Annotated in this window: 23 protein-coding genes; 19 read left to right on the forward strand and 4 right to left on the reverse strand. The window is 71.7% G+C overall.

Annotation, left to right across the window (positions count from 1 at the left end):
- Positions 1 to 68: 68 nt before the first annotated feature.
- Positions 69 to 839, reverse strand: coding sequence for a rhomboid-like protein (locus ACZ3YO_RS08705; protein WP_465566623.1), 771 nt, complete (start codon positions 837 to 839; stop codon positions 69 to 71).
- Between the two features lie 559 nt (positions 840 to 1,398).
- Between ACZ3YO_RS08705 and ACZ3YO_RS08710 the strand changes: the two genes are divergently transcribed.
- The 7 genes from ACZ3YO_RS08710 to ACZ3YO_RS08740 all read left to right on the forward strand — a co-directional run bounded on the left by ACZ3YO_RS08710 (position 1,399) and on the right by ACZ3YO_RS08740 (position 12,047).
- On the forward strand, positions 1,399 to 2,136 hold the full coding sequence (locus tag ACZ3YO_RS08710; protein ID WP_209411241.1) for a response regulator transcription factor: 738 nt from the start codon (positions 1,399 to 1,401) through the stop codon (positions 2,134 to 2,136).
- 96 nt (positions 2,137 to 2,232) lie between these two features.
- A complete protein-coding gene (locus ACZ3YO_RS08715) occupies positions 2,233 to 3,363 on the forward strand; it encodes a sensor histidine kinase (RefSeq protein WP_396320801.1) in 1,131 nt (376 codons plus the stop codon).
- Between the two features lie 279 nt (positions 3,364 to 3,642).
- On the forward strand, positions 3,643 to 7,389 hold the full coding sequence (locus ACZ3YO_RS08720) for a multifunctional oxoglutarate decarboxylase/oxoglutarate dehydrogenase thiamine pyrophosphate-binding subunit/dihydrolipoyllysine-residue succinyltransferase subunit (RefSeq protein ID WP_465546374.1): 3,747 nt from the start codon (positions 3,643 to 3,645) through the stop codon (positions 7,387 to 7,389).
- Positions 7,390 to 7,639: 250 nt separating this feature from the next.
- Positions 7,640 to 9,628 carry a serine/threonine-protein kinase gene (locus tag ACZ3YO_RS08725; RefSeq protein WP_465566628.1) on the forward strand — a complete coding sequence of 663 codons (1,989 nt, stop codon included), beginning with the start codon at positions 7,640 to 7,642 and terminating at the stop codon, positions 9,626 to 9,628.
- A 59-nt stretch (positions 9,629 to 9,687) separates the two neighbouring features.
- The gene (locus ACZ3YO_RS08730) at positions 9,688 to 9,867 is read left to right on the forward strand and encodes a DUF6104 family protein (protein WP_396320798.1); all 180 of its coding nucleotides are present in this window, start codon (positions 9,688 to 9,690) and stop codon (positions 9,865 to 9,867) included.
- A gap of 193 nt (positions 9,868 to 10,060) precedes the next feature.
- A complete protein-coding gene (locus tag ACZ3YO_RS08735; RefSeq protein ID WP_465566666.1) occupies positions 10,061 to 11,008 on the forward strand; it encodes a DUF4097 family beta strand repeat-containing protein in 948 nt (315 codons plus the stop codon).
- A gap of 1 nt (position 11,009) precedes the next feature.
- On the forward strand, positions 11,010 to 12,047 hold the full coding sequence (locus tag ACZ3YO_RS08740) for a PadR family transcriptional regulator (RefSeq protein WP_465566669.1): 1,038 nt from the start codon (positions 11,010 to 11,012) through the stop codon (positions 12,045 to 12,047).
- A 91-nt stretch (positions 12,048 to 12,138) separates the two neighbouring features.
- Here ACZ3YO_RS08740 and ACZ3YO_RS08745 read toward each other — a convergent pair whose 3' ends face one another.
- Together ACZ3YO_RS08745 and ACZ3YO_RS08750 are read right to left on the reverse strand one after the other, a co-directional pair.
- A complete protein-coding gene (locus ACZ3YO_RS08745) occupies positions 12,139 to 13,101 on the reverse strand; it encodes a zinc-binding dehydrogenase (protein ID WP_465546366.1) in 963 nt (320 codons plus the stop codon).
- Between the two features lie 113 nt (positions 13,102 to 13,214).
- Positions 13,215 to 14,411 carry an NAD(P)-dependent malic enzyme gene (locus ACZ3YO_RS08750; protein WP_465546365.1) on the reverse strand — a complete coding sequence of 399 codons (1,197 nt, stop codon included), beginning with the start codon at positions 14,409 to 14,411 and terminating at the stop codon, positions 13,215 to 13,217.
- A 586-nt stretch (positions 14,412 to 14,997) separates the two neighbouring features.
- Between ACZ3YO_RS08750 and ACZ3YO_RS08755 the strand changes: the two genes are divergently transcribed.
- The 5 genes from ACZ3YO_RS08755 to ACZ3YO_RS08775 all read left to right on the forward strand — a co-directional run bounded on the left by ACZ3YO_RS08755 (position 14,998) and on the right by ACZ3YO_RS08775 (position 19,843).
- A complete protein-coding gene (locus tag ACZ3YO_RS08755) occupies positions 14,998 to 15,924 on the forward strand; it encodes an ABC transporter substrate-binding protein (RefSeq protein WP_465566673.1) in 927 nt (308 codons plus the stop codon).
- A gap of 483 nt (positions 15,925 to 16,407) precedes the next feature.
- Complete coding sequence (locus ACZ3YO_RS08760) at positions 16,408 to 17,340, forward strand: ABC transporter substrate-binding protein (protein WP_465566676.1); 933 nt, start codon at positions 16,408 to 16,410, stop codon at positions 17,338 to 17,340.
- Positions 17,341 to 17,374: 34 nt separating this feature from the next.
- Positions 17,375 to 18,349: an amino acid ABC transporter permease gene (locus ACZ3YO_RS08765; RefSeq protein ID WP_465566679.1), complete on the forward strand. Its 975-nt coding sequence runs from the start codon at positions 17,375 to 17,377 to the stop codon at positions 18,347 to 18,349.
- The gene (locus ACZ3YO_RS08770; RefSeq protein ID WP_465566682.1) at positions 18,346 to 19,137 is read left to right on the forward strand and encodes an amino acid ABC transporter ATP-binding protein; all 792 of its coding nucleotides are present in this window, start codon (positions 18,346 to 18,348) and stop codon (positions 19,135 to 19,137) included. The genes ACZ3YO_RS08765 and ACZ3YO_RS08770 overlap by 4 nt, the downstream gene beginning before the upstream one ends.
- A 112-nt stretch (positions 19,138 to 19,249) precedes the next feature.
- Positions 19,250 to 19,843 carry a CGNR zinc finger domain-containing protein gene (locus ACZ3YO_RS08775; protein WP_465566685.1) on the forward strand — a complete coding sequence of 198 codons (594 nt, stop codon included), beginning with the start codon at positions 19,250 to 19,252 and terminating at the stop codon, positions 19,841 to 19,843.
- Between the two features lie 12 nt (positions 19,844 to 19,855).
- Here the strand turns inward: ACZ3YO_RS08775 and sodX are convergent, their stop codons facing one another.
- The gene (gene sodX / locus ACZ3YO_RS08780; RefSeq protein ID WP_465566688.1) at positions 19,856 to 20,293 is read right to left on the reverse strand and encodes a nickel-type superoxide dismutase maturation protease; all 438 of its coding nucleotides are present in this window, start codon (positions 20,291 to 20,293) and stop codon (positions 19,856 to 19,858) included.
- 185 nt (positions 20,294 to 20,478) lie between these two features.
- Between sodX and sodN the strand changes: the two genes are divergently transcribed.
- From sodN to ACZ3YO_RS08815, 7 genes are all read left to right on the forward strand, one after another.
- Positions 20,479 to 20,874 carry a superoxide dismutase, Ni gene (gene sodN, locus ACZ3YO_RS08785; protein ID WP_063347853.1) on the forward strand — a complete coding sequence of 132 codons (396 nt, stop codon included), beginning with the start codon at positions 20,479 to 20,481 and terminating at the stop codon, positions 20,872 to 20,874.
- Positions 20,875 to 21,267: 393 nt separating this feature from the next.
- Positions 21,268 to 22,332, forward strand: coding sequence for a FecCD family ABC transporter permease (locus ACZ3YO_RS08790; RefSeq protein ID WP_465566691.1), 1,065 nt, complete (start codon positions 21,268 to 21,270; stop codon positions 22,330 to 22,332).
- Complete coding sequence (locus tag ACZ3YO_RS08795; protein ID WP_465566693.1) at positions 22,332 to 23,105, forward strand: ABC transporter ATP-binding protein; 774 nt, start codon at positions 22,332 to 22,334, stop codon at positions 23,103 to 23,105. The genes ACZ3YO_RS08790 and ACZ3YO_RS08795 overlap by 1 nt, the downstream gene beginning before the upstream one ends.
- 2 nt (positions 23,106 to 23,107) lie before the next feature.
- Positions 23,108 to 24,109 (forward strand): ABC transporter substrate-binding protein, encoded by a 1,002-nt coding sequence (locus ACZ3YO_RS08800; protein WP_465567198.1) that lies wholly within the window; start codon positions 23,108 to 23,110, stop codon positions 24,107 to 24,109.
- A gap of 100 nt (positions 24,110 to 24,209) precedes the next feature.
- Entirely contained in the window at positions 24,210 to 24,593 is a 384-nt protein-coding gene (locus ACZ3YO_RS08805; protein ID WP_465546347.1) for a nuclear transport factor 2 family protein, read from the forward strand.
- A 9-nt stretch (positions 24,594 to 24,602) separates the two neighbouring features.
- Positions 24,603 to 25,079 (forward strand): GNAT family N-acetyltransferase, encoded by a 477-nt coding sequence (locus tag ACZ3YO_RS08810; RefSeq protein WP_465546345.1) that lies wholly within the window; start codon positions 24,603 to 24,605, stop codon positions 25,077 to 25,079.
- Positions 25,080 to 25,373: 294 nt separating this feature from the next.
- Complete coding sequence (locus ACZ3YO_RS08815) at positions 25,374 to 25,784, forward strand: ATP-binding protein (protein ID WP_465546343.1); 411 nt, start codon at positions 25,374 to 25,376, stop codon at positions 25,782 to 25,784.
- Positions 25,785 to 25,788: the final 4 nt, after the last annotated feature.

Below are 25,788 nucleotides of genomic sequence, written 5' to 3' on the forward strand. Positions count from 1 at the left end.
GAACAAAGGCGCCGATCCGGAGCGGCGGGAAGGCATCGGGCGGGCCTGTCAAAAACGCCCGGGAGACGTCACATCCGGTCGAGCAGCGCGGCCCCGCGGGAGGGCGGGGCGGACGCCGGGACCGGCCCGGCCGTCTCGGGGCGGCGCGAGCGGCGGTCAGGAGTGCGTCGCAGCAGACGCCAGAGCGCCACCCCGGCCAGCAGCGCCGCCGGGTGACCGACCCCGGTCACCAGGTCCCGGTCACCGGCGATCTGCTCGACGATCAGCACACCCGCCACCCCGAGCGCCAGCAACCGCCCGCGCGGCGACAGCAGCCCGGCCAGCGCGCCGAGGCTGGCCAGCACGCCGTAGCTGACGCCGATGTCCAGGTTGTCCAGCGCCCCGGACTCCAGCCGCCCGGCGGCCACGGCGGCGATCACCACCGACTGGGAGAGCAGTGTGGCGGCGACGTGCCCGACGGCGAAGACGGCCGCCGCCCGGCCCGGCCCGACCCGCCGCTCCAGCGGCGCGACGGTGAAGGCGAAGGCCCAGAGGTACGGCATCCAGATCGTCCCGGCCACCCAGAAACCGCTGAAGAGCAGCGCGCGCAGCGGGTGGTGCATCAGGTTGTGCCCGTCCGAGCTGGACGCCTCCTGCAGCCGCAGCACGAGGTCCGGGTCGGCGAGCTTGGCGAAGGTGGTGGTGGCTCCGACCACCGCGAGGTAGCCGAGCGCGAAGGGGTTGCGCCGGGGCGTCGGCACCCGGGCCAGCAGCCAGCCGGCAACTCCGGCCCGCAGCCCGTACCGCAGCATCCCGTAGGGCGGTCCGGCCCGTCCGGCACCTTCCCGCAGCCCCGCCATGCCGCCTCCGCTCCGACCCGCAGCAACCGGCCCCGTCGATGCCCAACGTACCGGCGCGCGCCGGAAATCCCACCCCCGTGAATCTTGTCGTGACCACGGTACGTCGCGGTTCTGGGAGTCCGCTGGGAAAACCCCGTGAAGACCGGTGAACGGCCGGATGGCCGGAACCCGGGACTTTGGTCCAGACCTTCCCTCCGCTTACGCACGAGTAGCGGCTCTGACCGGCGGCTTGGCATCAACAAGTGTGCATACGTACCGTCACAGAGTGAAAAATCGCCGGGTAAGGTATCGGCCCGTGCCCACTCCCGAGTGGGTCCGAGGGCGGCCCGACAGCCGCTCCACGGGCCGGAAATGTCCGGTCCACCTGCCGGAAACCACCCGCGGTCCGTACGCTGCGAAGTGTGCGGAAACGGTGGGCAGTCCACACCTGCCCTCCGGTCCCCGCACGCACGAACGGGACGGCGGACCCGGCACAGTCCACGACGGAACAAGACTACGAGCGGAGCCCCGCCATCCCCACAGGTGGCCGGCCCGCAGCCCTGGGGGCGGTGGCGTGACCGTGACAGAAATTCAGCAGGACAACCAGAACAGCGGCGGCACGGTGAGCAGCCAGCGCAGAGTGCTGGTGGTGGAGGACGAGCCCACGATCGCCGAGTCGATCGCGGCCCGGCTGGGCGCGGAGGGCTTCAAGGTCGCCGTGGCCCACGACGGCCCCGGTGCCGTCGACGGGTTCCACACCTGGCAGCCCGACCTGGTCGTGCTCGACATCATGCTGCCCGGATTCGACGGCCTCGAGGTGTGCCGCCGGATCCAGGCCCAACGCCCGGTACCGGTCCTGATGCTGACCGCGCGCGACGACGAGACGGACCTCCTGGTCGGCCTCGGCGTCGGTGCCGACGACTACATGACCAAGCCCTTCTCCATGCGCGAGCTGGCGGCCCGGGTCAACGTGCTGCTGCGCCGCGTCGAGCGCGCCCAGCAGGCGGCCCGCACACCGGCGCTCGGCTCGCTGCGCTTCGGCGAGCTGGAGATCGACCACGTGCAGCGCCGGGTCCGGCTGGCCTCGGGCGACGTCCACCTGACGCCGACCGAGTTCGACCTGCTCGCCTGCCTGGCCGCCCAGCCGCGCGCGGTCCTCACCCGCGAGCAGCTGCTGGCCGAGGTGTGGGACTGGACGGACGCGTCCGGCACCCGCACCGTCGACAGCCACGTCAAGGCGCTGCGCCGGAAGATCGGCGCCAGCTGGATCCGCACCGTCCACGGCGTCGGATACGCGCTGGAAGCTCCGCTCTCGTAGCGGCGCCTCGGGCGACGGGCCTCCGGGGGGCCCGTGTCCCGAACCGCCCTGCGGCCACCTGAGGGATCACAGCACGCGGGGGATCACAGGGGACCAATGACCTTTCCACAGCAACGCAACGGGGACACCGACGGCACCCGGCGGCCCACACTGGCCGCCCGCGCCGCCCACCGTGTCTGGGCCGACATCCGGCCGCTCGACCCGGTCCGCTCGATCAAGGGCAAACTCGCCCTCCTGGTGATCGTCTCGGTCTTCCTGGCCACCGGCATGGTGGTCGTGGCGATCCGCTCCGAGACGCAGATCCGGATCATCATGATCTTCTCGATGATCGCGTCACTGCTCTTCATGCAGTTCCTCGCGCACGGGTTGACCGCCCCGCTGCGCGACATGACCGCCGCCGCCCGCGCGATGGCCTCCGGCGACTACAGCCGCCGGGTCGAGGTGAACTCGCGCGACGAGATCGGCGAGCTGGCGGCCACCTTCAACCACATGGCGGCCGATCTGGAGGCCGCCGACCGGCACCGCCGCGAGCTGGTCGCCAACGTCTCCCACGAGCTGCGCACGCCCATCGCCGCGCTGCGCGCCGTCCTGGAGAACGTGGTCGACGGCGTGGTCCAGCCGAACCCGGCGACCCTGGGTGCCGCACTGGAGCAGACCGAACGGCTCGGCCGGCTGGTCACCCACCTGCTCGACCTCTCCAAGATCGACGACGGCGTGGTCGACCTGGACGCCCGGCCCTTCGAGGTGCGCGAGTTCCTGGACGGCGTGCTGCGCGGGGTCACCGTGGACGGCGCGACGGCCGGCGGGGCGTTCTCCCGGCGCGGGGACGTCCGCCTCGCACTGGAGGTCAGCCCGGCCGGCCTGACCGGCGTGGCGGACCCCGAACGGCTCCACCAGGTCGTCGCCAACCTGGTCGACAACGCCTGCAAGCACTCCCCGCCCGGCGGCACCGTCACGGTCCGCGCCCGGCCCGGGGAAGGGCCCGGCGGGCTCCTGCTGGAGGTCGAGGACGAAGGTCCCGGCATCCCGCCGGCCGACCGCAACCGGGTCTTCGAGCGGTTCAGCCGCAGCGGCACCGCCACCGCCCAGGGGCCCGGCTCCGACGGCGGCACCGGCCTGGGGCTGGCCATCGCCCGCTGGGCGGTGGATCTGCACGGCGGGCGGATCGAGGTGGCCGAGGCCGCCCGGGGCTGCCGGATCGAGGTACGGCTGCCCGGCCCGCGCTGAGCGTGCTCCGGACCGTCATGTCACAGAAGCGACACAGACGTATACGGATCTTGGGAAGCGATTATGTCCGCTTTTGCCCCGAAATGGTGGGCGATCGGGCGTGATCGCTTCCCATCCCAACCGGCTTTCTAACGCACATTTTCAGCCAAACTGCAGGTCAGGACTGTGATCTGGGCGACGCCTGAGCCCTGGGGACTGCGCGATCACTGGTCAGGGGCGTAGCCTTAATCCCCGCTGTCCAAACATCCCAAAAGGAAGCGGAAGAGGGCGGTTGCCGCCGTGTCGCCACAGTCCCAAGAAACCCCCAACAGCTCGGCAAGCTCCACAGGCTTCGGCCCCAATGAGTGGCTCGTCGACGAGATCTACCAGCAGTACCTCCAGGACCCGAACTCGGTCGACCGAGCCTGGTGGGACTTTTTCGCCGACTACAAGCCCGGTACCGAGGTGACCCCAGTGACCCAGGCCGCGACCCAGGTCGGCCCCACGCCGACCACCGTTGCCGCCCCCGCGCCCGCCGCTGCCGCTCCGGCCGCGCCCGCCCCCGCCGCACCGGCCGCGCCAGCGGCCCCCGCGGCCCCGGCAGCCGCGCCGCTCGCCGCAGCCCCCGCCGCGCCCCCGGCGCCCAAGGCCGCCGCGGCGCCTGCCGCGCCCGCCGACGGGACCGGCCCCGAGCTGATCCAGCTCCGCGGCCCGGCCAAGGCCGTCGCCACCAACATGGACGCCTCGCTGGAGGTGCCGACCGCGACGTCCGTCCGCGCGGTGCCCGCCAAGCTGCTGATCGACAACCGCATTGTCATCAACAACCACCTGCAGCGCGCCCGCGGTGGCAAGGTCTCCTTCACGCACCTGATCGGGTACGCCCTGGTCCAGGCCATCAAGGCCGCGCCGGGCATGAACCACAGCTACCAGGTGAAGGACGGCAAGTCCTACCTGGTCAAGCCCGAGCACGTGAACCTGGGCCTGGCCATCGACCTGGTGAAGCCCAACGGCGACCGCCAGCTCGTCGTCGCGGCCATCAAGAAGGCCGAGACGCTCGACTTCTTCGGCTTCTGGCAGGCCTACGAGGACATCGTCCGCCGGGCCCGCGCCAACAAGCTGACCATGGACGACTTCACCGGCGTCACGGTCTCGCTGACCAACCCCGGCGGCATCGGCACCGTGCACTCCGTGCCGCGCCTGATGCAGAACCAGGGCACCATCGTCGGCGTCGGCGCCATGGAGTACCCGGCCGAGTTCCAGGGCTCCGCCCCGGAGACCCTCTCCCGCCTGGGCGTCTCCAAGATCATGACGCTGACCTCGACCTACGACCACCGCGTCATCCAGGGTGCGGCGTCCGGCGAGTTCCTGCGCGAGATCCACCGTCTGCTGCTCGGCGAGAACGGCTTCTACGACGAGATCTTCGAGTCCCTGCGGATCCCGTACGAGCCGGTCCGCTGGGCCACCGACGTCGCCACCACCCACGACGACGAGGTCAACAAGACCGCGCGCGTCATGGAGCTGATCCACTCCTACCGGGTCCGCGGCCACCTCATGGCCGACACCGACCCGCTGGAGTACAAGCAGCGCAAGCACCCCGACCTGGACGTCACCACGCACGGCCTCACCCTGTGGGACCTGGAGCGCGAGTTCGCGGTCGGCGGCTTCGGCGGCCAGAAGATGATGAAGCTCCGCGACATCCTCGGCCTGCTGCGCAACACGTACTGCCGCACCGTCGGCATCGAGTACATGCACATCCAGGACCCGACGCAGCGCAAGTGGCTGCAGGAGCGCCTGGAGAAGCCGTACACCAAGCCGGAGCGCGAGGAGCAGCTGCGCATCCTGCGCCGGCTGAACTCGGCCGAGGCCTTCGAGACCTTCCTGCAGACCAAGTACGTCGGGCAGAAGCGCTTCTCGCTGGAGGGCGGCGAGTCCCTCATCCCGCTGCTGGACGCCACCATCGACTCGGCGGCCGAGCACCGTCTGGACGAGGCCGTCATCGGCATGGCCCACCGCGGCCGCCTCAACGTGCTGGCCAACATCGTCGGCAAGCCGTACGGCAAGATCTTCGGCGAGTTCGAGGGCAACCTCGACCCGAAGTCGATGCACGGCTCCGGCGACGTGAAGTACCACCTCGGCTCCGAGGGCACCTTCACCGGCCTGGACGGCGAGACCATCAAGGTCTCGCTCGCCGCGAACCCCTCCCACCTGGAGGCCGTGGACCCGGTCGTCGAGGGCATCGCCCGCGCCAAGCAGGACATCCTGGACCAGGGCGGCACGACCTTCCCGGTGCTGCCGATCCAGATCCACGGTGACGCGGCCTTCGCCGGCCAGGGCGTCGTCGCGGAGACCCTGAACATGTCGCAGCTGCGCGGCTACCGCACCGGCGGCACCGTGCACGTCGTGGTGAACAACCAGGTCGGCTTCACCGCCGCCCCGGCCTCCTCGCGCTCCTCGATGTACTGCACCGACGTCGCCCGGATGATCGAGGCCCCGATCTTCCACGTGAACGGCGACGACCCGGAGGCCGTGGTCCGCGTCGCGCGGCTCGCCTTCGAGTTCCGCCAGGCGTTCCACAAGGACGTCGTGATCGACCTCATCTGCTACCGCCGCCGCGGTCACAACGAGGCCGACAACCCGTCGTTCACCCAGCCGCTGATGTACGACCTGATCGACAAGAAGCGCTCGGTGCGCAAGCTGTACACCGAGGGCCTGATCGGTCGCGGCGACATCACCATGGAAGAGGCGGAGCAGGCGCTCCAGGACTTCCAGGGCCAGCTGGAGAAGGTCTTCGCCGAGGTCCGCGACGCCGCCCAGACGCCGGCCCCGGCCGCCAACGGCAAGCCTCAGGCGGACTTCCCGGTCAACATCCAGACCGGCATCTCCCAGGAGATGGTCAAGCGGATCGCCGCCTCGCAGGTCAACCTGCCGGACTGGCTGACCGTCCACCCGCGACTGCTGCCGCAGCTGCAGCGCCGCGCGGCCTCGGTCGAGGACAACACCATCGACTGGGCCATGGGCGAGACCCTCGCCATCGGCTCGCTGCTGATGGAGGGCCACCCCGTCCGCCTGGCCGGCCAGGACAGCCGCCGCGGCACCTTCGGCCAGCGGCACGCGGTGCTGATCGACCGCAACAGCGGCGAGGACTACACCCCGCTGCTGTACCTGACCGAGGACCAGGCCCGCTACACCGTGTACGACAGCCTGCTGTCCGAGTACGCGGCGATGGGCTTCGAGTACGGCTACTCGCTGACCCGCCCGAACGCGCTGGTCATGTGGGAGGCGCAGTTCGGCGACTTCGTCAACGGCGCGCAGACCATGGTGGACGAGTACATCGCCTCCGCCGAGCAGAAGTGGGGCCAGCACTCCGGCGTCACCCTGCTGCTGCCGCACGGCTACGAGGGCCAGGGCCCGGACCACTCGTCCGCCCGCCCGGAGCGCTTCCTGCAGATGTGCGCGCAGGACAACATGACGGTCGCGATGCCGACCCTGCCGTCGAACTACTTCCACCTGCTGCGCTGGCAGGCGCACAACCCGCACCACAAGCCGCTGATCGTCTTCACCCCGAAGTCGATGCTGCGTCTGAAGGCCGCGGCGAGTGCGACCGAGGAGTTCCTCTCCGGCTCGTTCCGCCCGGTCATCGGTGACACCACCGTCGACCCGGCGAACGTCCGCAAGGTCGTCATCACCGCCGGCAAGTTCTACTACGACGTGGAGGCGGCCCGCACCGAGCGCGGCGTCACCGACACCGCGATCGTCCGGGTCGAGCGGCTCTACCCGCTGCCGGTGGCCGAGCTCCAGGAGGAGCTGGCCAAGTACGGCGACAACGTCCAGTTCGTCTGGGCGCAGGAGGAGCCGGCCAACCAGGGTGCCTGGCCGTTCATCGCGATGAACCTGGTCGACCACCTGCAGGTCGTCATCGGCCGCAGTGCCAACGGCTCGCGGCTGCGCCGCGTCGCCCGCACGGCCTCCTCGGCCCCGGCCGTCGGCTCGGCCAAGCGGCACGCCGCCGAGCAGCAGGCGCTGCTGGAGGAGATCTTCACGATCTGACGCCCCGGCGTCCTGCTCCCGGCCCCGGCCCCCGCGCACACCGCGCGGGGGCCGGGGCCGTTCCGCTGTCGTCACGAGCTCCACGATGCCGCCATGCCAAGGTCGCAGCTCTGCAACCAAACCGGCACGGAAATGCGCGTCCGGCTGACGGCTCGATAGGTTATGCCTCGCCAGACCGCCGCCCGGGCGCCCCTCATCGCACTCGCGGCCGGCCGATGACCTCACCGCTCTCCCAGGGGGATCACACCACATGACCGCCGACGCACCACGGGACGCCACCGCTGCACCGCTCCCGCCGGTCTTCCAGCCGCTCCACCCGGACGACCCTCGGGAGGTCGGCGGCTACCGGCTGTTCGCCCGGCTCGGCGCCGGCGGCATGGGCCGGGTCTACCTCTCGTACACGCCGGGCGGCCGCCCGGTGGCGCTCAAGGTCGTCCGCCCGGAGTTCGCCGAGGACGGCGAGTTCCGCCGCCGGTTCGCCCAGGAGGTCAGCAACGCCCAGCGGATCCACGGGCTCTACACCGCGCAGGTGATCGACTCCGGCGGCCTGGACTCGGACGCCCCCTGGCTGGTCACCGCGTACGTGCCGGGCCCGTCCCTCCAGCAGGTGGTGCGGGAGAACGGCGCGCTGCCGGTCCGCACCGTGCTGCTGCTGATGGGCGGCATCGCCGAGGCACTCCAGGCGATCCACAGCGTCGAGGTGGTGCACCGCGACCTCAAGCCGGCCAACGTGCTGGTGGCCGGCGACGGCCCGCGCGTGATCGACTTCGGCATCGCCCGGGCCGCCGACGCCACCGCGCTGACCGGCACCGGCTACCGGATCGGCTCGCCCGCCTTCATGTCCCCCGAGCAGGCGCAGGGCCGCCCGGTCACCCCGGCCACCGACGTCTTCGCGCTCGGCGCGCTGGCGGCGTACGTGGCCGGCGGCACGGCTCCGTTCGGCGACGGCCCGGACACCGCCGTCCTGTACCGGGTGGTGCACGAGCAGCCCGAGCTGGACGCCGTCCCCGCCGACCTGCGCGAGCTGGTGCTGCGCTGCCTGGCGAAGTCCCCCGAGGACCGGCCCAAGCCCGCCGAGATCATCGAGATCGCCCGCAACCACCCGTCGGTCGGCGGACAGCTGCGGTTCACCGAGGACTGGCTGCCCAAGCAGGTCAACACCGAGATCACCCGCCGCTCGGACCTGCCGAAGACCCCGCCCACCCCGCTGCCGGCGGCCCCGCCCACCGTGCCCACCGCTCCCCCGGTCCCGGCCGGCCCGCCCACCGCGCCCACCGCTCCCCCGCAGCCGACCCACCCGGCGACCGCCCTCTCGTACAACACCCCGCCGCCGGCCGGCCCGCCGGCCGGGTTCACCCCGCCGCCGCTCGGCGCGTACGGCGCCCCGCAGCCCGCCACCGAGGCCCCCACCGGGCCGCTGCTGCCCTCGCCGCCGACCGTGCAGCTGCGCCAGGAGCCGCCGTCCTACGACACCCCGCCGCCCGGCCCGGTGGTGACGGACACCCCGGCGCCCGCGCCGGAGCCGAAGCGCAAGGGCGTCTCCTGGAAGGTGCTGCTGACCGTCGCCCTGGTGATGGCGGTCGGCGGCACCGCCGGCGGCGTGGTGCTGATGAAGCAGATGGACAAGAACGACAAGAAGGGCAGCTCCGGCAACACCGCCCAGCAGACCCCGGGCAACCAGCCCCAGCCCGCGCCCTCCCAGAGCACGGACCCGGGGACCGGTGACACGCCCAGCCCGTCGCCGAGCAAGTCCACCGGGAAGGTGACGGCCGCACCGTCGGCCTCGGCCAGCAACGGCGTGACCGCGCCGGCCCGCCCGGTCGGGTACTCCCCGCTGCTCGACAAGAAGCCGCTGGCCATCCCCGGCACCGAGGCCTACTACGACTCCTACCGGATCGACCTGGACGGCGGGACGGTCGTGCCGCGCGGCAACGACCTCAAGTGGGGTCTGGGGCTGAACGCCACCGGCAGCAGCAGCAAGGCCAACTCGTTCGTCACCGCGGGGGACGACAAGTCGGACTTCGCGGTGATCACCGAGTCGAGCGTGACTCCGGACCAGTGCGCCGTCGCCATCGACTCCCGGCCCGACACCGACCTGTCCTTCAACCGGGTCTCGCCCGGCCGCCTGCTCTGCATCCGCGACCGGATCACCCGCAACATCGCCATCGCGGTGGTCGAGGTCGCCGACGGCACCACCGGTGCGGTCAAGCTGACCGTGAGCACCTGGCGCGCCAGCTGACCGGGCCCCGCCCCGGACTATCCTGACCAGGTCGAATCCCCACCGGACCGGAGCGAACCGTGTACTTCACCGACCGCGGCATCGAGGAGCTGCAGAACCGGCGCGGCGAAGAGGAGGTCACCTTCGAGTGGCTGGCCGAGCGCCTGCGCGAGTTCGTCGACCTCAACCCCGACTTCGAGGTCCCCGTCGAGCGGCTGGCCACCTGGCTGGCCCGGCTCGACGACGAGGACGACGAGTGACGCGGTAGAGCACCACCGAAGGGCCCGGGAGGCAGCCGCCTCCCGGGCCCTTCGCGTGCTCCCCGTAGGGGGCGGGTCAGGGGCGGCTCCGGGTCCGCCTCCGGGTAGGACTCCCTTGACTTCGCCGTCACGCGATATATCGTCTTCACGAGAGAACGCGATACATCGCGAGTCACTACGGGAGGCGGCAGAGATGAGCCAGTGGACGGTCGAGGGGCCCGACAGGATCACCATCGACGAGGAGGTCCGGACGCTCCAGGTGCGGATCATCGACGGCACGGTGAACGTCGTCGCCGCCGAGGGCCCGGCCCGCCTGGAGGTCACCGAGCTGAAGGGCGAGCCGCTCCACGTCACCCTGGTCGACGGCGTGCTGACGGTCACCTACCAGGACCTCAGCAGCTGGAACGACTTCGGCGACGTGCTCAAGTCGGTCGACTCGGTGAAGGGCTTCTTCTCCTCGTTCAAGCGCAAGCGGGTCGCCGCGGTCACCCTGACCGTGCCGGCCGCCACCGAGGTCAAGGTCGGCACCGTCTCGGCCGACACCACCATCTCCGGCTTCGCCGAGCACGTCTCGGCGCAGACGGCCAACGGCGACGTCACCCTGGTCGGCCTCGCCGGCCGGACGTCCGCCAACACCGTCACCGGCGACGTGGACGCCCAGTCGGTGGCCGGGCAGCTCAAGCTGAACACCGTCTCCGGCCGGCTCACCGTGGTCGCCGGCACCGCCGACAGGGTGCAGGCCAACGCCGTCACCGGCGCGGTCACCCTGGACCTCGACGTGGCCACCCCGACCGACATCAAGGTCACCACGGTCAGCGGCGCGGTCGGCGTCCGGATCCCCTCGCTGGCCGACACCAAGGTCCAGGCCGGCACCAACAGCGGCGACATCTCCAGCACCTTCGAGCAGCTCAAGGTCGGCGGCACCTGGGGCGCCAAGCGGCTCTCCGGCCAGCTCGGCGAGGGCAAGGGCAGCCTCGCGGTGACCACCGTCTCCGGCGCCGTCACCGTGCTGCGCCGCCCCGACGCCGAGGAAGACGGCCCGGTCGTCGTCAAGGGGCTCCCGGCCGGCCTGGACCTCGGCAAGGGCCCGGAGCAGGGGCCGGACCAGGGCAACGGCCCCGACCTCACCAAGGAGGCCTGACATGACCCCCGTCTTCGGCCACGGCCGGCTCCGTCTCTACCTGCTGAAGCTGCTCGACGAGGCCCCGCGGCACGGCTACGAGGTCATCCGCCTCCTGGAGGAGCGGTTCCAGGGCCTGTACGCGCCCTCGGCCGGCACCGTCTACCCGCGCCTCGCCAAGCTGGAGCAGGAGGGCCTCGTCACGCACAGCACCGAGGGCGGCCGCAAGGTCTACCGGCTCACCGACGCCGGCCGCGCCGAGCTGGAGGCCCGCCGGGGCGAGCTGGACGAGCTGGAGCTGGAGATCCACGACTCGGTGGCCCAGCTCGCCGGGGCGATCCGCGAGGACGTCCGGGACAGCGCCAAGGACCTCCGCGAGGAGCTCTGGGGCGCGGCGAAGCAGGCTCCCCGGCCCGGGACCGCCGAGAGCGGGGACCCCTGGGCCGGCCCGTGGGGGGACAAGGAGGCCTGGCAGCGCGCCAAGGAGGAGTTCACCCAGTTCAAGAAGCACGCCAAGGAGCAGGCCAAGCGCGCCAAGGAACAGGAGAAGGCGGCCAAGGCCAAGGCGAAGGCCGCCGAGGAGGAGGCCCGCCGGCTGCGCGAACAGTCCCGGGCGGCGCGGACGGCGGCCCAGCAGGAGGCGCTGCGGATCAAGCGCCGGGTCGAGCAGCAGGTGCGCGAGCACGCCGCCCGCGGGGACTGGCCCACCGGGCTGGCCGAGGGGCTCTCCGAGCTGACCAGGGGCCTGTCCGGGCTGGCCGACTCGGCCCGGTGGGGCCACTCGGCGGAGGACGCCCCGCCGCCCGCCGAGAAGGTCACCGTCACCCGGATCGACCTGGACAAGGACGAGCCGGCCGGCGCAGCCCCGGCCGACCTGCCGTCGTGGACGGCCACCGACCCGGCCGGCGACCCGGCGCGGGAGCTGGAGCGGCTGCTCGACCGCTTCCGCGACCAGGTCCGCGACGCGGCCCGGGACGGCGGGGTGACGGCCGGCCGGCTGGCCGAGGCCCGCTCGGTGCTGGGCACGGCCGGCGAGCGGCTGAAGCGCCTGCTGGGCTGAGCCCGCCGCGCGGCCACGGGCCCGGCACTCCTCCGGGGGAGGGAGTGCCGGGCCCCGCGCGTGCACGGCGCGGAACCAGCGGACCGCGGTCTCAGGGCGTGAGGACGATCTTCCCGAAGACGTCGCCCTTGGCGAGCCGGGCGAAGCCCTCCCGGGCCTCGGCCAGCGGCAGCACCGAGTCGATCACCGGACGGACCCCGGTGGTGGCGCAGAGCGAGAGCAGCCCTGCCAGCTCCTCCTTGCTGCCCATGGTCGAGCCGACCACCTTGAGCTCGAGGAAGAAGATCCGGTTCAGCTCGGCGGCCTTCGGGCTGGGGCCCGAGGTGGCCCCGGAGATGACGATGGTGCCGCCGGGGCGCAGCGACTTCACCGAGTGCGACCAGGTGGCGGCGCCGACCGTCTCCATGACCGAGTCCACCCGCTCGGGCAGCCGGGCACCGCTCTCGAAGGCGGCGTCGGCGCCGAGTTCGAGGGCCCGGGCACGCTTGGCCTCGTCCCGGCCCGTGACCCAGACCCGCAGGCCGGCGGCCTTGCCGAGGACGATCAGCGCCGTCGCCACACCACCGCCGGCGCCCTGCACCAGGACGGTGTCACCCGGCTTCACCCCGGCGTTGGTGAACAGCATCCGGTACGCCGTCAGCCAGGCGGTGGGCAGGCAGGCGGCCTGCTCGAAGGAGAGCCCGGCCGGCTTGGGCAGCAGGTTCCAGGTGGGGACGGCCACCCGCTGGGCGAAGGTGCCCTGGTAACGCTCGGTCAGGATCGAGCGCGGCTCGGCCGGCCCGACGCCGTGTCCGGTCTGGCCGATCACCGAGTGGACGACCACCTCGTTGCCGTCCTCGTCGATGCCCGCGGCGTCACAGCCGAGGATCATCGGCAGCCTCTCGGCGGGCAGGCCGACCCCGCGCAGCGACCAGAGGTCGTGGTGGTTGAGGCTGGCGGCCTTGACCGTGACCACGCTCCACCCGGGGCGCGCCTGCGGTTCGGGGAGTTCGCCCAACTCCAGCCCGCTCAGCGGGTCGTCGGCGTCGATTCGTGCGGCGTAGGCAGCAAACATGGTCCGGACGATAGCCGCGACAGCCGGAGCCCGGAACCACACGTCGGTGTGACGCGCGTCCCGGGCTCCGGCTCGGCTGTGCGATCTGCGGTCCGAACTGCTGCCGCTGGGTCCTAGCGGCGCGCCACGCCCTCGGCGCGGGCGGCCTCGGCGACGGCCTTGGTGACCGCCGGGGCGACCCGCTCGTCGAACGGCGAGGGGATCACCTTCTGCGGCGTCAGCTCGTCGGCGACCACGCCGGCCAGCGCCTTGGCGGCGGCCAGCTTCATGCCCTCGGTGATCCGGGTGGCCCGGACCTGCAGGGCGCCGGCGAAGATGCCGGGGAAGGCCAGCACGTTGTTGATCTGGTTCGGGAAGTCGCTGCGCCCGGTGGCGACGACCGCCGCGTACTTGTGCGCGACCTCCGGGTGGATCTCCGGGTTCGGGTTCGCCATCGCGAAGATGAACGCGCCCTCGGCCATGGTCGCCACGACCTCCTCCGGCACGGTGCCGCCGGAGACGCCGATGAAGACGTCGGCGCCGGCCAGCGCGTCGGCCAGCGAGCCCTTGATGCCGGTCCGGTTGGTCTGCGCGGCGATCTCGGCCTTGACGTCGGTGAGGTCGCCGCGGCCCTCGTGGACCACGCCGCGACGGTCACAGACCGAGACGTCGCCGATGCCGGCGGCCACCAGCATCTTGGCGATGGCGATGCCGGCCGCGCCGGCGCCGGAGATGACGGCACGCAGCGTGCCGATCTCGCGGCCGGTCACCCGGGCGGCGTTCCAGAGCGCCGCGGTGGTGACGATCGCGGTGCCGTGCTGGTCGTCGTGGAAGATCGGGATGTCCAGGGCGTCCTGGAGCCGGCGCTCGATCTCGAAGCAGCGCGGGGCGGAGATGTCCTCCAGGTTGACGCCGCCGAAGGAGGGCGCCAGCCGGACGACGGTCTCGACGATCTCGTCCACCTCGGTGCAGGCGAGCGCGATCGGGACGGCGTCGACCCCGCCGAACTGCTTGAACAGGATGGCCTTGCCCTCCATCACGGGCAGCGAGGCCTCCGGGCCGATGTCCCCGAGGCCCAGCACGGCGGTGCCGTCGGTGACGACGGCCACCGTGTTGGACTTCCAGGTGTAGTCGTTCACCAGCTCGGGCTGCTCGGCGATGGCCGTGCAGACCCGGGCGACACCGGGGGTGTAGGCGAGGGACAGGTCGTCCGCGTCGCGCACCGGCACGGTCGCCCGGATCTCCATCTTGCCGCCGCGGTGGAGCGCGAAAACGGCGTCGACCGGATCGTCGGTGTCCTGAGTGCTGCTGTGGATGATCTCCGCTGCCACGATGACCTCTTCGTCATTGATCAGCGAGGACGAGGCCGACGGGCGGACGACCCGGCGGAAACTCGAAACCGGGTACGCCGAAGCGAACCCGGGGAGAGCGGGGTCGGGGCGCTGCCGTCGGGGCCGCGCCCTCGGGATGAGGGATTTTTCTTTCCAGTTGTCTGCGTCGTGCTTCCAGGCTGAGCGTAGGTCGGACGACGACATCGCACCTATGCCGTTTCGTCCAACGTCATGTGCTTTTTTTCATTCGCTGTGTCGCCCCTTGACGGCACCCGGCGTCGGAAGCACCCGGTCCCGGTGGCGGCAGTCGCGTACGCACACACACCCGCAGGAGTGAACGCAGACACGGAGGGGAGCCGGTGCTTCGGATACGGAGTCCGCGTCGTGGACTTCCGTTCCTGCACACCCCGAGCCTGTCTCGACTCGGCGGTCTGGGTTCGATCGTCGGGGGTCACCCGGTAGCAGATTCTGACACACCCGCCGCCGGGCCCGGCAGGGAGGGATGGGAGGATCCCCTGGCCCGCCGTCTCGCGTACACCTCCGCGACACTGCGGCGCCACCTCGTCCCTCCCACAGGAGCACGCCCATGCACCACCGTCTCCACCCCCGACGACCGGCGATCGCCGCCCTCACCCTGGCCACAGCCGGAGCCCTGCTGCTGACCGGCTGCGGCGGCGACAACGAGCAGGCCACGAAGGACCCGGTGCAGGTGGTCCGCGGCATGGTCCCGAAGGCCCAGCGATCCGCCGGTGTGCTCCGGGTCGGCTCGGACCTCAACTACGCGCCGGTGGACTTCCGGGGCGCCGACGGCAAGCCGGACGGCCTCGACCCGGACATCGCCAACGCCCTCGGCAAGATCCTCGACCTGCGGATCGAGATCGTCGACACCCCGTTCGACAAGCTGATACCGAACCTGCACGCCAAGCAGTTCGACGTGGCGATGTCCGCGCTCAGCGACATCCGCCAGCGCCGCGAGGGCATCGACGACGGGGGTACCCAGACCAACCCGGGCGTCGACTTCGTGGACTACTTCATCGCCGGCTCCTCGATCACCGTCCCGAAGGGCAACCCCAAGGGCATCCACACCCTGGACGACCTCTGCGGCCGTACCGTCTCGGTGCAGCAGGGCACCACCCAGGACGAGATCGTGGCCCGTCAGGTGACGGCCTGCGCCCGGGCCGGCAAGCCGCTCACCGTGCACAAGTTCGAAAGCGACGCCAAGGCGCTGGCCGAGGTGGCCTCCGGCGCGGCCGCGGCCGGCCTGAACGACTTCCCGGTGGCGGCCTACGCGGCGAAGACCACCGACGGCGGCAACCGCTTCGAGGTCACCGGCGCGCAGTCCAAGTCCAACCCGTACGGCATCGCGCTGCGCAAGACCGACACCGAGCTGCGCGACGCCATCTCCAAGGCGGTGGACCAGCTGATCCGCAGCGGCGACTACGACAAGATCCTCGCCAAGTGGAACGTGAGCGCGGGCGCGGCCCAGAACGCGGTGGTGAACGGCGGGATCTGAGCCCCACACAACCGGGCGGGCCGGTCGGATCCGGGCGGGATCCGGCCGGCCCGCGCGGGCGGCCCAAATCGCCCCGACCCTCGGGCGGGCCTCCGGGCAGAGTGCAGGGAGATCTGCATACTTATACGCAGGGTGACAGGGGCACGGTATTCGTCCGGATAGCGGACAGCGTGACCCCTCGTTATCCGATTTTGATCTGAATGAGGGCCACCCGACCGTCATCAGATGGCAGGATTCCCCCCATCTCGGATCGAGCCGGCCACTGGTCGAGGCGGTTCGATCGGCGTCCACCTCGGCGGAGGGTGGCGGAAGCAGTACACGCACCACCCTGCGCGCCCCCTGCCCAGGCCATGCACGACCGGCTCTGCCCGTACGACGTACAGCGAAACTCCACCCGTACAGCGCCGTACGGCCCGCTGTCCCGGTGTGCCGCTCCCCCGCGGCGCGCTCCGCCCGACCTCTCCCTCAGGAGGAGATCCCCTCATGACCGCCCGTACCCAGCGCACCCGCCTCCTCGCGGCCGGCGCGGTAGTCGCGTCCGTCTCCCTCGTCCTGACCGGCTGCGGCAGCAGCAAGTCCTCGTCCGGCTCCTCCGGCAGCGGCGCCGCGTCCGTCTCCGTGCCCCCGGCCACCGCCGACCCGTCGCTCGCCGCGCTGGTGCCGGCCGACGCCAAGTCCGCCGGCAAGCTGGTCGTCGCCGCCGACGCCTCGTACGCGCCCAACGAGTTCCAGGACGCCTCGGGCAAGATCATCGGCATGGACGTGGACCTGGCCAACGCCATCGGCCAGAAGCTGGGTCTGGCCGTCGACGTCCAGAACTCGCCGTTCACCGCGATCATCCCCGGCATCGCGGCCAACAAGTTCCAGCTGGGCATGAGCTCCTTCACCGACACCAAGGAGCGCGAGGCCACCGTCGACATGGTGACCTACTTCCTCGCGGGCACCAGCGCGGCGGTCAAGAAGGGCAACCCGGACAAGATCGACATCAATAACCTGTGCGGCAAGAAGATCGCCGTCCAGACCGGCACCACCCAGGCCGACTCCATCAAGGACACCATCAACCCGGCCTGCGTCGCGGCCGGCAAGCCCCCGGTGCCGAACGACGGCGACAAGTTCGACCTGCAGACCGACGTGACCCAGGCCGTGGTCTCCGGCCGCGACCAGGTCATGCTGGCCGACTCCCCGGTCATCGACTACGCGATCAAGCAGACCAACGGCCAGCTGGAGCAGCTCGGCTCGGTCGAGGGCAAGGCCCCCTACGGCATCGTGCTGGCCAAGGGTGCCGCGCTCACCCCGGCCGTCCAGGGCGCCGTCCAGTCGCTGATGGACGACGGCACCTACAAGAAGATCCTGGAGAAGTGGGGCGTCCAGGCCGGCGCGATCGACAAGTCCGCCGTCAACGGCGCCACCAGCTGACCCCTCGCCAGTTCCCCACCCCCCTGAGGCCACTGTGAACCATTCCGATCAGGGGAAGGCGGGTCCGGGACGGCCCGAGTCCTTCAAGGCCGTCCCGGTCCGCCACCCCGGCCGGTGGGCGGGAGCCGTCGTCGTCGCGGTCGTCGCGGCGATGCTGCTCCACGCTCTGATCTTCAATCCCGCCTTCCAGTGGGATGTCGTCAACACCTACCTCTTCGATTCCAGCATCCTGCACGGCCTCGGCGTCACCCTGGAGCTCACCGCGCTCTCGATGGTGATGGGTGTGGTCGGCGGCATCATCCTCGCGGTGATGCGGCTGTCGCCGAACCCGCTGCTGTCCGGCACCGCGTGGTTCTACATCTGGGTCTTCCGCGGCACTCCCGTGCTGGTCCAGCTGGTGTTCTGGAACTTCCTGGGCGCGCTCTGGCCGAAGTTGTCGATCGGCATCCCGTTCGGGCCCGAGTTCTGGTCCGAGTCGACCAACAAGCTGATCCCCGTCTTCACCGCGGCCCTGCTCGGCCTCGGCCTCAACGAGGCCGCCTACATGGCGGAGATCGTCCGCGGCGGCATCCAGTCGGTGGACGAGGGGCAGTCCGAGGCGGCCCACGCGCTCGGCATGAGCCGTTTCGCGACCATGCGCCGGATCGTCCTGCCGCAGGCCATGCGGGTGATCATCCCGCCCACCGGCAACGAGACCATCTCGATGCTGAAGACCACCTCCCTGGTCAGCGTCATCGCCCTGGAGGAGCTCTTCCGGGCCGGGCAGAACATCTACTCCCGGACCTTCCAGACCATCCCGCTGCTGATCACCGTCAGCCTCTGGTACCTCTTCCTGACCTCCGTACTGACCATCGGCCAGTACTACGTCGAGCGGCACTACGCTCGTGGTACCACCCGGACGCTGCCGCCGACTCCGATCGAGCGACTGCGCCGGCTGTTCGCGGGCAAGCCCGTCCCCAAGGCCAAGAACGACGTGGTCCCGGGGATCGAGGGAGGCAGCCACCAATGACCGACCTGAGCAAGCCCCCGGTCTCCGGGCACCCGATGGTGCACGCCGAGGGCGTTCGCAAGTCGTACGGCCTCGTCGAGGTGCTCAAGGGCATCGACCTGGAGGTCAAGCAGAACGAGGTGTTCGTCCTCGTCGGGCCCTCCGGCTCCGGCAAGTCGACCTTCCTGCGGTGCATCAACCACCTGGAGAAGATCAACGGCGGACTGCTGTCCGTCGACGGCGAGCTGGTCGGCTACCGGCGCAAGGGCGACAAGCTCTACGAGCTCAAGGACAGCGAGGTCGCCCTCAAGCGCCGCGACATCGGCATGGTCTTCCAGCGCTTCAACCTGTTCCCGCACATGACCGCCATAGAGAACATCATCGAGGCGCCGGTGCAGGTCAAGGGCGAGAGCCGGTCGGCCGCCCGGGAGCGGGGCATGGCCCTGCTGGAGCGGGTGGGGCTCGCCGAGAAGGCGAAGAACTACCCGTCCCAGCTCTCCGGCGGCCAGCAGCAGCGCGTGGCGATCGCCCGCGCGCTGGCCATGAAGCCCAAGCTGATGCTCTTCGACGAGCCCACCTCGGCGCTCGACCCGGAGCTCGTCGGCGAGGTGCTGGACGTCATGCGCGGCCTCGCCGAGGACGGTATGACGATGATCGTGGTCACCCACGAGATGGGCTTCGCCCGCGAGGTCGGCGACGCGCTGGTGTTCATGGACGGCGGTGTGGTGGTCGAGTCCGGCAACCCGCGCGAGGTCCTCACCAACCCGCAGCACGAGCGCACCCGCGCTTTCCTCTCCAAGGTGCTCTGAGCGCACCTTCCCGCGGCGCCCGGCAGGCCGGTCCTGCCGGGCGCCGACGTTTTCCCCGCCCGGGTAATAGGCTGGAAGCTGTCAGCCCGTTACCGACTTTGGAAGGACCACCGTGGAGCTCGCCTCGTACGCCGATCTGGCCGTCCGGCTGGTGAACACCGAGGAGCCCGAGCGCGGCACCGACTCGCTGACCTCGGTGGACGCGGTACGCGCACTGTTCTCGGAGTCGTCGCGGGCCGCCGCGCTCGCCGACGAGTCGGACCTGCCGCGACTGCGGGCCGTCCGCACCCGGCTGCGCGGGGTGTTCGAGGCCGCCGCCGAGGGGGACGAGATCCGCGGCGTCGACCTGTTGAACAGCCTGCTGATGGAGTACCCCGTCAGCCCGTTGGTCTCCGGGCACGACTACCTCGACGACGCCGGGCGGCCGCGCTGGCACCTGCACCTCGCCGACAACTCACCGACCGCCACCGCGCACTTCAGCGCCGTCGCCTGCATGGGGCTGGCGGTCCACCTGACCGAGCTGGGCGCCGACCGGCTCGGCATCTGCCAGGCCGTGCCCTGCCGCAACGCCTACCTGGACACCTCCACCAACCGCTCCCGGCGGTACTGCTCCGACCGGTGCGCCACCCGCGCCAACGTCGCCGCGTACCGGGCCCGCAAGCGGCAGGAGGCCCAGGAGGCGGCGAGCCCCGCCGGCCAGGGCTAGCGGGGCCGGGGGCTAGAGGGTCGGGTCGGCCCAGACGCCGAGCCGGCGGGCCAGCCCCGGCACCCGGGCCAGCGGACTGGTGAGCAGCAGGCGCTCCAGCCGGCGGCCCGGGGCCAGCCAGGCCGGGCGGGGGCGCAGCCGCAGCAGCACCCGGCCGAGCACCAGCTCGTCCGGGACGGCACCGTAGCTGCGGCTGTCGCTGTCGACCGGCCGGTTGTCGGAGAGCAGCCACCAGCCCTTCGGGCGCCGCTCGGCAGCCCGCTTCACCACCAGCAGGTCCTGCTGGAAGGGGTGGCGGAAGACCACCACCGCCCCCGGCCGGATCCGCGCGCCGTAGCGGACCAGCAGCTGGTCGCCCTCGCGCAGGGTCGGCACCATCGAGGGCCCGGCCACGTCGATCAGCCCGAACGGGGCGCCACCCCCCGGGGTGCCGCCCTCCCGTTCCGCCATCCGCGCCACGACTCCTCCTCCCGGCCCGCCGAGTCCCAGTCTGCCGTACGGGCCGTCACCCGCCGATGTCCGTATTGGCCCGGTTCCGGCTCCACCTTTTGCCCTAGGCCCACCGCCCGATCGCGAAACCCGGTGGCCGGAAGGGTAATCTCAGCCGCGGGAAGACGATCTAAGGAAGGACTCCCATGTTCTCTCGTCTGTTTGCACCGCGCGCCACCGCCCACGCCCACTGCGACCTGCCCTGCGGCGTGTACGACCCCGCGCAGGCCCGGATCGAGGCCGAGTCGGTGAAGGGCACCCAGGAGAAGTACCAGGCCAACGAGGACCCGGCATTCCGCACCCGCGCCCTGATCATCAAGGAGCAGCGTGCCGAGGCCGTCAAGCACCACATCTCGGTGCTGTGGAGCGACTACTTCAAGGCCCCGCACTTCGAGAAGTACCCGCAGCTGCACCAGCTGATCAACGACACCCTGAAGGCCGCCTCGGCCGCCAAGGCGTCGACGGACCCGGCCACCGGCCAGGCCCTGCTCGACCTGATCGCCGAGGTCGACAAGATCTTCTGGGAGACCAAGCAGGCCTGACCCGGGGTCAGCCGCCGCCGAACCGCCCCCGTCCGGATCACCGGACGGGGGCGGTCGCGTCTCCCGGCCCGCCATCACCCTGTAAGGGTTGCCTGGCCTTACTGCCTGTTATGCTGCCAGGGCGTCCCGCGGGGGAAGCCGGTGCGACTCCGGCGCTGACCCGCAACGGTGGGCGGAGCCCTGTGCCCGCGAGCCCGATCGCCCCGGGGCGCTGACCTCCCGACAACTCGCCGCGGACTGCGAGGGGATGGCGCCCCCGGCACTCCCCGCGGCCCGGGCGCGCCGCCCCTGTGCCCGCCCGCGGCCCGAGGCGAAGGCGCACTCCGTGAGCCAGCGAACCATCGAGCGGTGCTCGTGGGCGAAGGCCCCCGACGTGCGACGTGAGGCGGGCGCATGAGCACCGCACCGGCTGCCGCGCCGGCCCGTCGAACACCCGCCGCCCCGCTGGCCGCAGGCCTGGCCGCGACACTGCTGCTCTCGCTGGTATGCGGGGTCGCCCTGGGCTCCTCCGGCCTCGGCTGGTCGCAGGTACTGCGGCTGCTCGGCGCCGGACTGACGGGCGGTCGGCTGGAGGCCGGCGAGGCCGCCGCCTACGCGATCGTCTGGGAGATCCGGCTGCCGCGCACCGTGCTGGCCGCCGTGGTCGGCGCCGGGCTCGCGGCCACCGGGGTCGCGGTGCAGGCGATGGTCCGCAACGCCCTGGCCGACCCGTTCGTCCTCGGCATCTCCTCCGGCGCGGCCGTCGGCGCCAACGCGGTGCTGCTGCTCGGCGCCCTCGCCTCGCTCGGGGTCTGGGCGATCTCGGTCTCCGCGTTCGGCGCGGCACTGCTGGCCATGGTGCTGGTGTACGCCACCGCCCGCACGGCCTTCGGGCTCACCCCGCTGCGGCTGGTGCTCACCGGCACCGCGATGTCCTACGGCTTCTCGGCGGTGACGGCGCTGATGGTGTTCGGCGCCGCCCGCGGCGAGGCGGCCCGCAGCGCCATGATGTGGCTGCTCGGCAGCCTCGGCGGGGCCACCTGGGGCTCGGTGCCGATCGCCGCCGCCACCGTGCTGGCCGGCCTGGCGTACCTGGCCTGCGCCGCCGGGCGGCTGGACGCGCTCGCCATGGGCGACGAGACGGCGGCCTCGCTCGGGGTGGACGGCGACCGGCTGCGCCGCGAGCTGTTCGTGGTGACGGCGGCCGTCACCGGCACCGTGGTCGCGGTCAGCGGCGCGATCGGCTTCGTCGGGCTGATGGTGCCGCACCTGACCCGGATGCTGGTCGGCGCCGGGCACCGCCGGGTGCTGCTGGTCGCCCCGCTCACCGGCGCGCTGCTGCTGGTCTGGGTGGACATCGTCTCGCGCACCCTGCTGGCCCCGGCCGAACTGCCGGTCGGGGTCGTCACCGCGGTGCTCGGGGTGCCCTGCTTCCTGCTGCTGATGCGCCGTCGCGGCTACACCTTCGGAGGCCGCTGATGGACCTCGCCCTCGACGGCGTCTCGGTCGACCTGGCCGGCACCCGGCTGGTCCACGACATCACGCTGCGCGCCGCCGCGGGGCAGGTGGTGGGCCTGGTCGGACCGAACGGCAGCGGCAAGTCCACCCTGCTGCGCTGCGTCTACCGGGCGCTGCGGCCGGCCGCCGGCGCCGTCCGGCTGGACGGCGCGGACCTGCACGCGCTGACCCCGAGGGAGGCCGCCCGGCGGGTGGCGGCGCTGCCGCAGGAGCACTCCGCCGAGTTCGACTTCACGGTGGCCGAGGTGGTCGGGATGGGCCGGCTGCCGCACCGCGGCGGCTTCGCCCGCCCCGCCGACGGCGACGGGGAGCGGTGCCGTGACGCGCTGCACCGGGTGGGCGCCGGGCACCTGGCCGGGCGCGGCTTCCTGAGCCTGTCCGGCGGCGAGAAGCAGCGGGTGCTGATCGCCCGCGCGCTGGTCCAGGAGCCCCGCGTGCTGGTGCTGGACGAGCCCACCAACCACCTCGACATCGCGCACCAGCTGGAGGTGCTGGCGCTGGTCCGGGAGGCCGGGCCGACGGTGCTCACGGCCCTGCACGACCTCAACCTGGCGGCCGGCCACTGCGACCTGCTCTACGTCATCGCGGCCGGCCGGATCGTCACCTCCGGACCGCCCGCCGCGGTGCTGCGGCCGGCCCTGCTGGCCGAGGTGTTCGGCGTCCGCGCGACCCCGGTGGCGCACCCGGACACCGGCGCCGTCCAGCTGCTCTTCGACCGACTCCCCCGATCCTAGGAATCCCCGTGCGTACCAAGGCCGTTGCCTCCGCCGCCCTGCTCACCCTCGGGCTGACCGCCTGCGGCGCCGAGATCGCCCCCGCCGGTGACGCCGCCATCGGCTCCGCCCACTACCCGGTGACCGTCGACAACTGCGGCGCCGAGGTCACCTACCGGACGAAGCCCGCCCGGACGGTGAGCAACGACGTCGGCATCACCGAGCTGCTGCTGGCCCTCGGCCTCGCCGACCGGATGGCCGGCTACGTGATGCCCGACGACAAGGGCCAGGTCGACAAGGTGGCCTGGAAGGACGGCTACCAGCGGACCACGTGGCTCTCCAAGCAGCAGATCACCAAGGAGATCGTGCTGGAGGCCAAGGCCGACCTGGTCTTCGCCGGCTGGCACTACGGCTTCAGCGAGGCCGACGGCTTCACCCCGCAGGCGCTGGCCGGCCTCGGCATCGGCTCCTACGTGCTCACCGAGTCCTGCCGCAGCGGAAAGGGCCAGGAACGCGGCGTGATGTCCCCGCTGGACGCGCTCTACACCGACCTGGCCAACCTGGGGGAGATCTTCGACGTCCGCGACCGGGCCGACGAGCTGATCGCCGAGTTCAAGGCGCAGGTCGCCGCCGTGCCGCAGCCCGAGCGCCGGCTGCGGGTCTTCCTCTACGACAGCGGCGAGGACAAGCCCTACACCTCGGGGAAGTTCGCGGCGCCGGAGGAGATCATCACCAAGGCCGGCGGCCGGAACGTGATGGGCGACGTCGCCGACTCCTGGACCACCGTCGGCTGGGAGAGCGTGGTCCGGCGCGACCCCGAGGTGATCGTCATCAACAACTACGGCTCCCCCGACGCCGAGGCCAAGCGGAAGTTCCTGAAGACCTTCCCGCCGCTCGCGGGCGTCTCCGCCGTCCGCAACGACCGGATCTTCGTCCTGGACTACGTCGACCTGGTGGAGAGCCCGCGCAACCCGGCCGCGATCACCGCCCTGGCGGCGTACCTGCGCAGCGTGACGACCGGCTGAGCCGGACCGCGGGGGCGGCCGGAGGGTGCGGCCGGGCGGCGGCACGGCGGGCGTACGCTCGGAGGTACGAGCCGACGGAACCGACCGGAGGAGCGAGAACATGACCACCTTGGCCGCGTCGTCCGCCTTCGACACCGCGGCGCTGCGCGAGGGCATCGAGCGCGCCGACGCCGACGCCCTGCTGGCGCTGTACGCGGACGACGCCGAACTGCGCATGGTCGACCGCAAGACGCAGCCCAGCCACCCCCTGGTGATGCACGGCCGGGACGAGATCGGCGCGATGCTGGACGACGTCTACGGCCGGGAGATGACCCACCGGCTGGAGCAGGTGGTGCTCCAGGACGACCGCGTGGCCTTCCTGGAGTCCTGCCAGTACCCCGACGGTGTCCGGGTGCTGGTCAGCTCGGTGGCCGGCCTGCGGGACGGCCGGATCGTCGACCAGACCTCGATCCAGGCCTGGGACGAGAACGAGCGGTCCCAGTAGGCTCGTCGCATGATCCGCACAGCCGTAGTCACCGATGTCCCGGTCATTCATTCCATGATCCGCGAACTCGCGGAGTACGAGAAGGCTCCGCACGAGGCGGTGGCCACCGAGGAGCAGCTGCGCGACGCGCTGTTCGGCGCCAACCCGGCGCTGTTCGGCCTGATCGCCGAGGACGACACCACCGGCGAGCCGGTCGGCTTCGCGGTCTGGTTCCTCAACTTCTCGACCTGGCGCGGGACTCACGGCGTCTACCTGGAGGACCTCTACGTCCGCCCGCAGGCCCGCGGCGGCGGCCACGGCAAGGCGCTGCTGCTGGAGCTGGCGCGGATCGCCGTCGAGCGCGGCTACTCGCGGATGGAGTGGTCGGTGCTGGACTGGAACGAGCCCTCGATCAACTTCTACAAGTCGCTCGGCGCGGTGCCGATGGACGGCTGGAGCGTCTACCGCCTCACCGGCGAGGCGCTCACCGCCGTCGGCACCCGCTGACCGTCCGGGAGCACGTCCTGGGGTCCGCCCGGGAGTTCCTCGGCGAATTCCGAGCGGCGTCGTCCGACCCCTGACACCCTGTGTCGCGAGGGCTTACCATGAGTGACTCCCGTACCGGGGACAAAAGCGGTAACGTCTCGTGCGGATGCGCGGCGTCCGGCCACCCTCGGAGGGGTATGACCGGTACGTACCGCACCACCCCTCTGGACAGTTGGGGCGAAGCAGTTGAGCCAAGCAACAGACAGTGCCGCGGCCACCGGCCCGGAAGCACAGCGCGTCACCCAGGAGGTGAGGGTGTCCCAGATCGACGGCGAGCCCGGAGTGCAGGACTTCGTGGAGGTCCGGCTGCCCGCGGCGGGGGCCTACCTCTCGGTCCTGCGAACAGCGACGGCGGGGCTGGCGGCCCGGCTGGACTTCACGCTGGACGAGATCGAGGACCTCCGGATCGCGGTGGACGAGGCCTGCGCCATCCTGCTCCAGCAGGCGGTGCCCGGCTCGGTCCTCTCCTGCGAGTTCCGGCTGGTGGGCGACTCGCTGAAGGTCATCGTCTCCGCCCCGACCACGGACGGCCGGGCCCCGGAGCGGGACACCTTCGCCTGGACGGTGCTCTCCGCACTGGCCGGCGAGGTGGAGTCCTCCGTCGGCGAGGACAACACCGTGTCGATCAGCCTGCACAAGAAGCGCGGCGGGTCCGCCGCCCATTAGAGCC

The sequence above is a fragment of the Kitasatospora sp. NPDC022785 genome (assembly GCF_055561295.1).

Bases quoted from the DNA above. Each gene is read 5' to 3' on its own strand.
- ACZ3YO_RS08705 (WP_465566623.1), bottom strand. From the start codon at position 839: ATGGCGGGGCTGCGGGAAGGTGCCGGACGGGCCGGACCGCCCTACGGG.
- ACZ3YO_RS08715 (WP_396320801.1), top strand. From the start codon at position 2,233: ATGACCTTTCCACAGCAACGCAACGGGGACACCGACGGCACCCGGCGG.
- ACZ3YO_RS08725 (WP_465566628.1), top strand. From the start codon at position 7,640: ATGACCGCCGACGCACCACGGGACGCCACCGCTGCACCGCTCCCGCCG.
- ACZ3YO_RS08735 (WP_465566666.1), top strand. From the start codon at position 10,061: ATGAGCCAGTGGACGGTCGAGGGGCCCGACAGGATCACCATCGACGAG.
- ACZ3YO_RS08740 (WP_465566669.1), top strand. From the start codon at position 11,010: ATGACCCCCGTCTTCGGCCACGGCCGGCTCCGTCTCTACCTGCTGAAG.
- ACZ3YO_RS08745 (WP_465546366.1), bottom strand. From the start codon at position 13,101: ATGTTTGCTGCCTACGCCGCACGAATCGACGCCGACGACCCGCTGAGC.
- ACZ3YO_RS08755 (WP_465566673.1), top strand. From the start codon at position 14,998: ATGCACCACCGTCTCCACCCCCGACGACCGGCGATCGCCGCCCTCACC.
- ACZ3YO_RS08760 (WP_465566676.1), top strand. From the start codon at position 16,408: ATGACCGCCCGTACCCAGCGCACCCGCCTCCTCGCGGCCGGCGCGGTA.
- ACZ3YO_RS08770 (WP_465566682.1), top strand. From the start codon at position 18,346: ATGACCGACCTGAGCAAGCCCCCGGTCTCCGGGCACCCGATGGTGCAC.
- sodX (WP_465566688.1), bottom strand. From the start codon at position 20,293: ATGGCGGAACGGGAGGGCGGCACCCCGGGGGGTGGCGCCCCGTTCGGG.
- sodN (WP_063347853.1), top strand. From the start codon at position 20,479: ATGTTCTCTCGTCTGTTTGCACCGCGCGCCACCGCCCACGCCCACTGC.
- ACZ3YO_RS08790 (WP_465566691.1), top strand. From the start codon at position 21,268: ATGAGCACCGCACCGGCTGCCGCGCCGGCCCGTCGAACACCCGCCGCC.
- ACZ3YO_RS08795 (WP_465566693.1), top strand. From the start codon at position 22,332: ATGGACCTCGCCCTCGACGGCGTCTCGGTCGACCTGGCCGGCACCCGG.
- ACZ3YO_RS08805 (WP_465546347.1), top strand. From the start codon at position 24,210: ATGACCACCTTGGCCGCGTCGTCCGCCTTCGACACCGCGGCGCTGCGC.
- ACZ3YO_RS08810 (WP_465546345.1), top strand. From the start codon at position 24,603: ATGATCCGCACAGCCGTAGTCACCGATGTCCCGGTCATTCATTCCATG.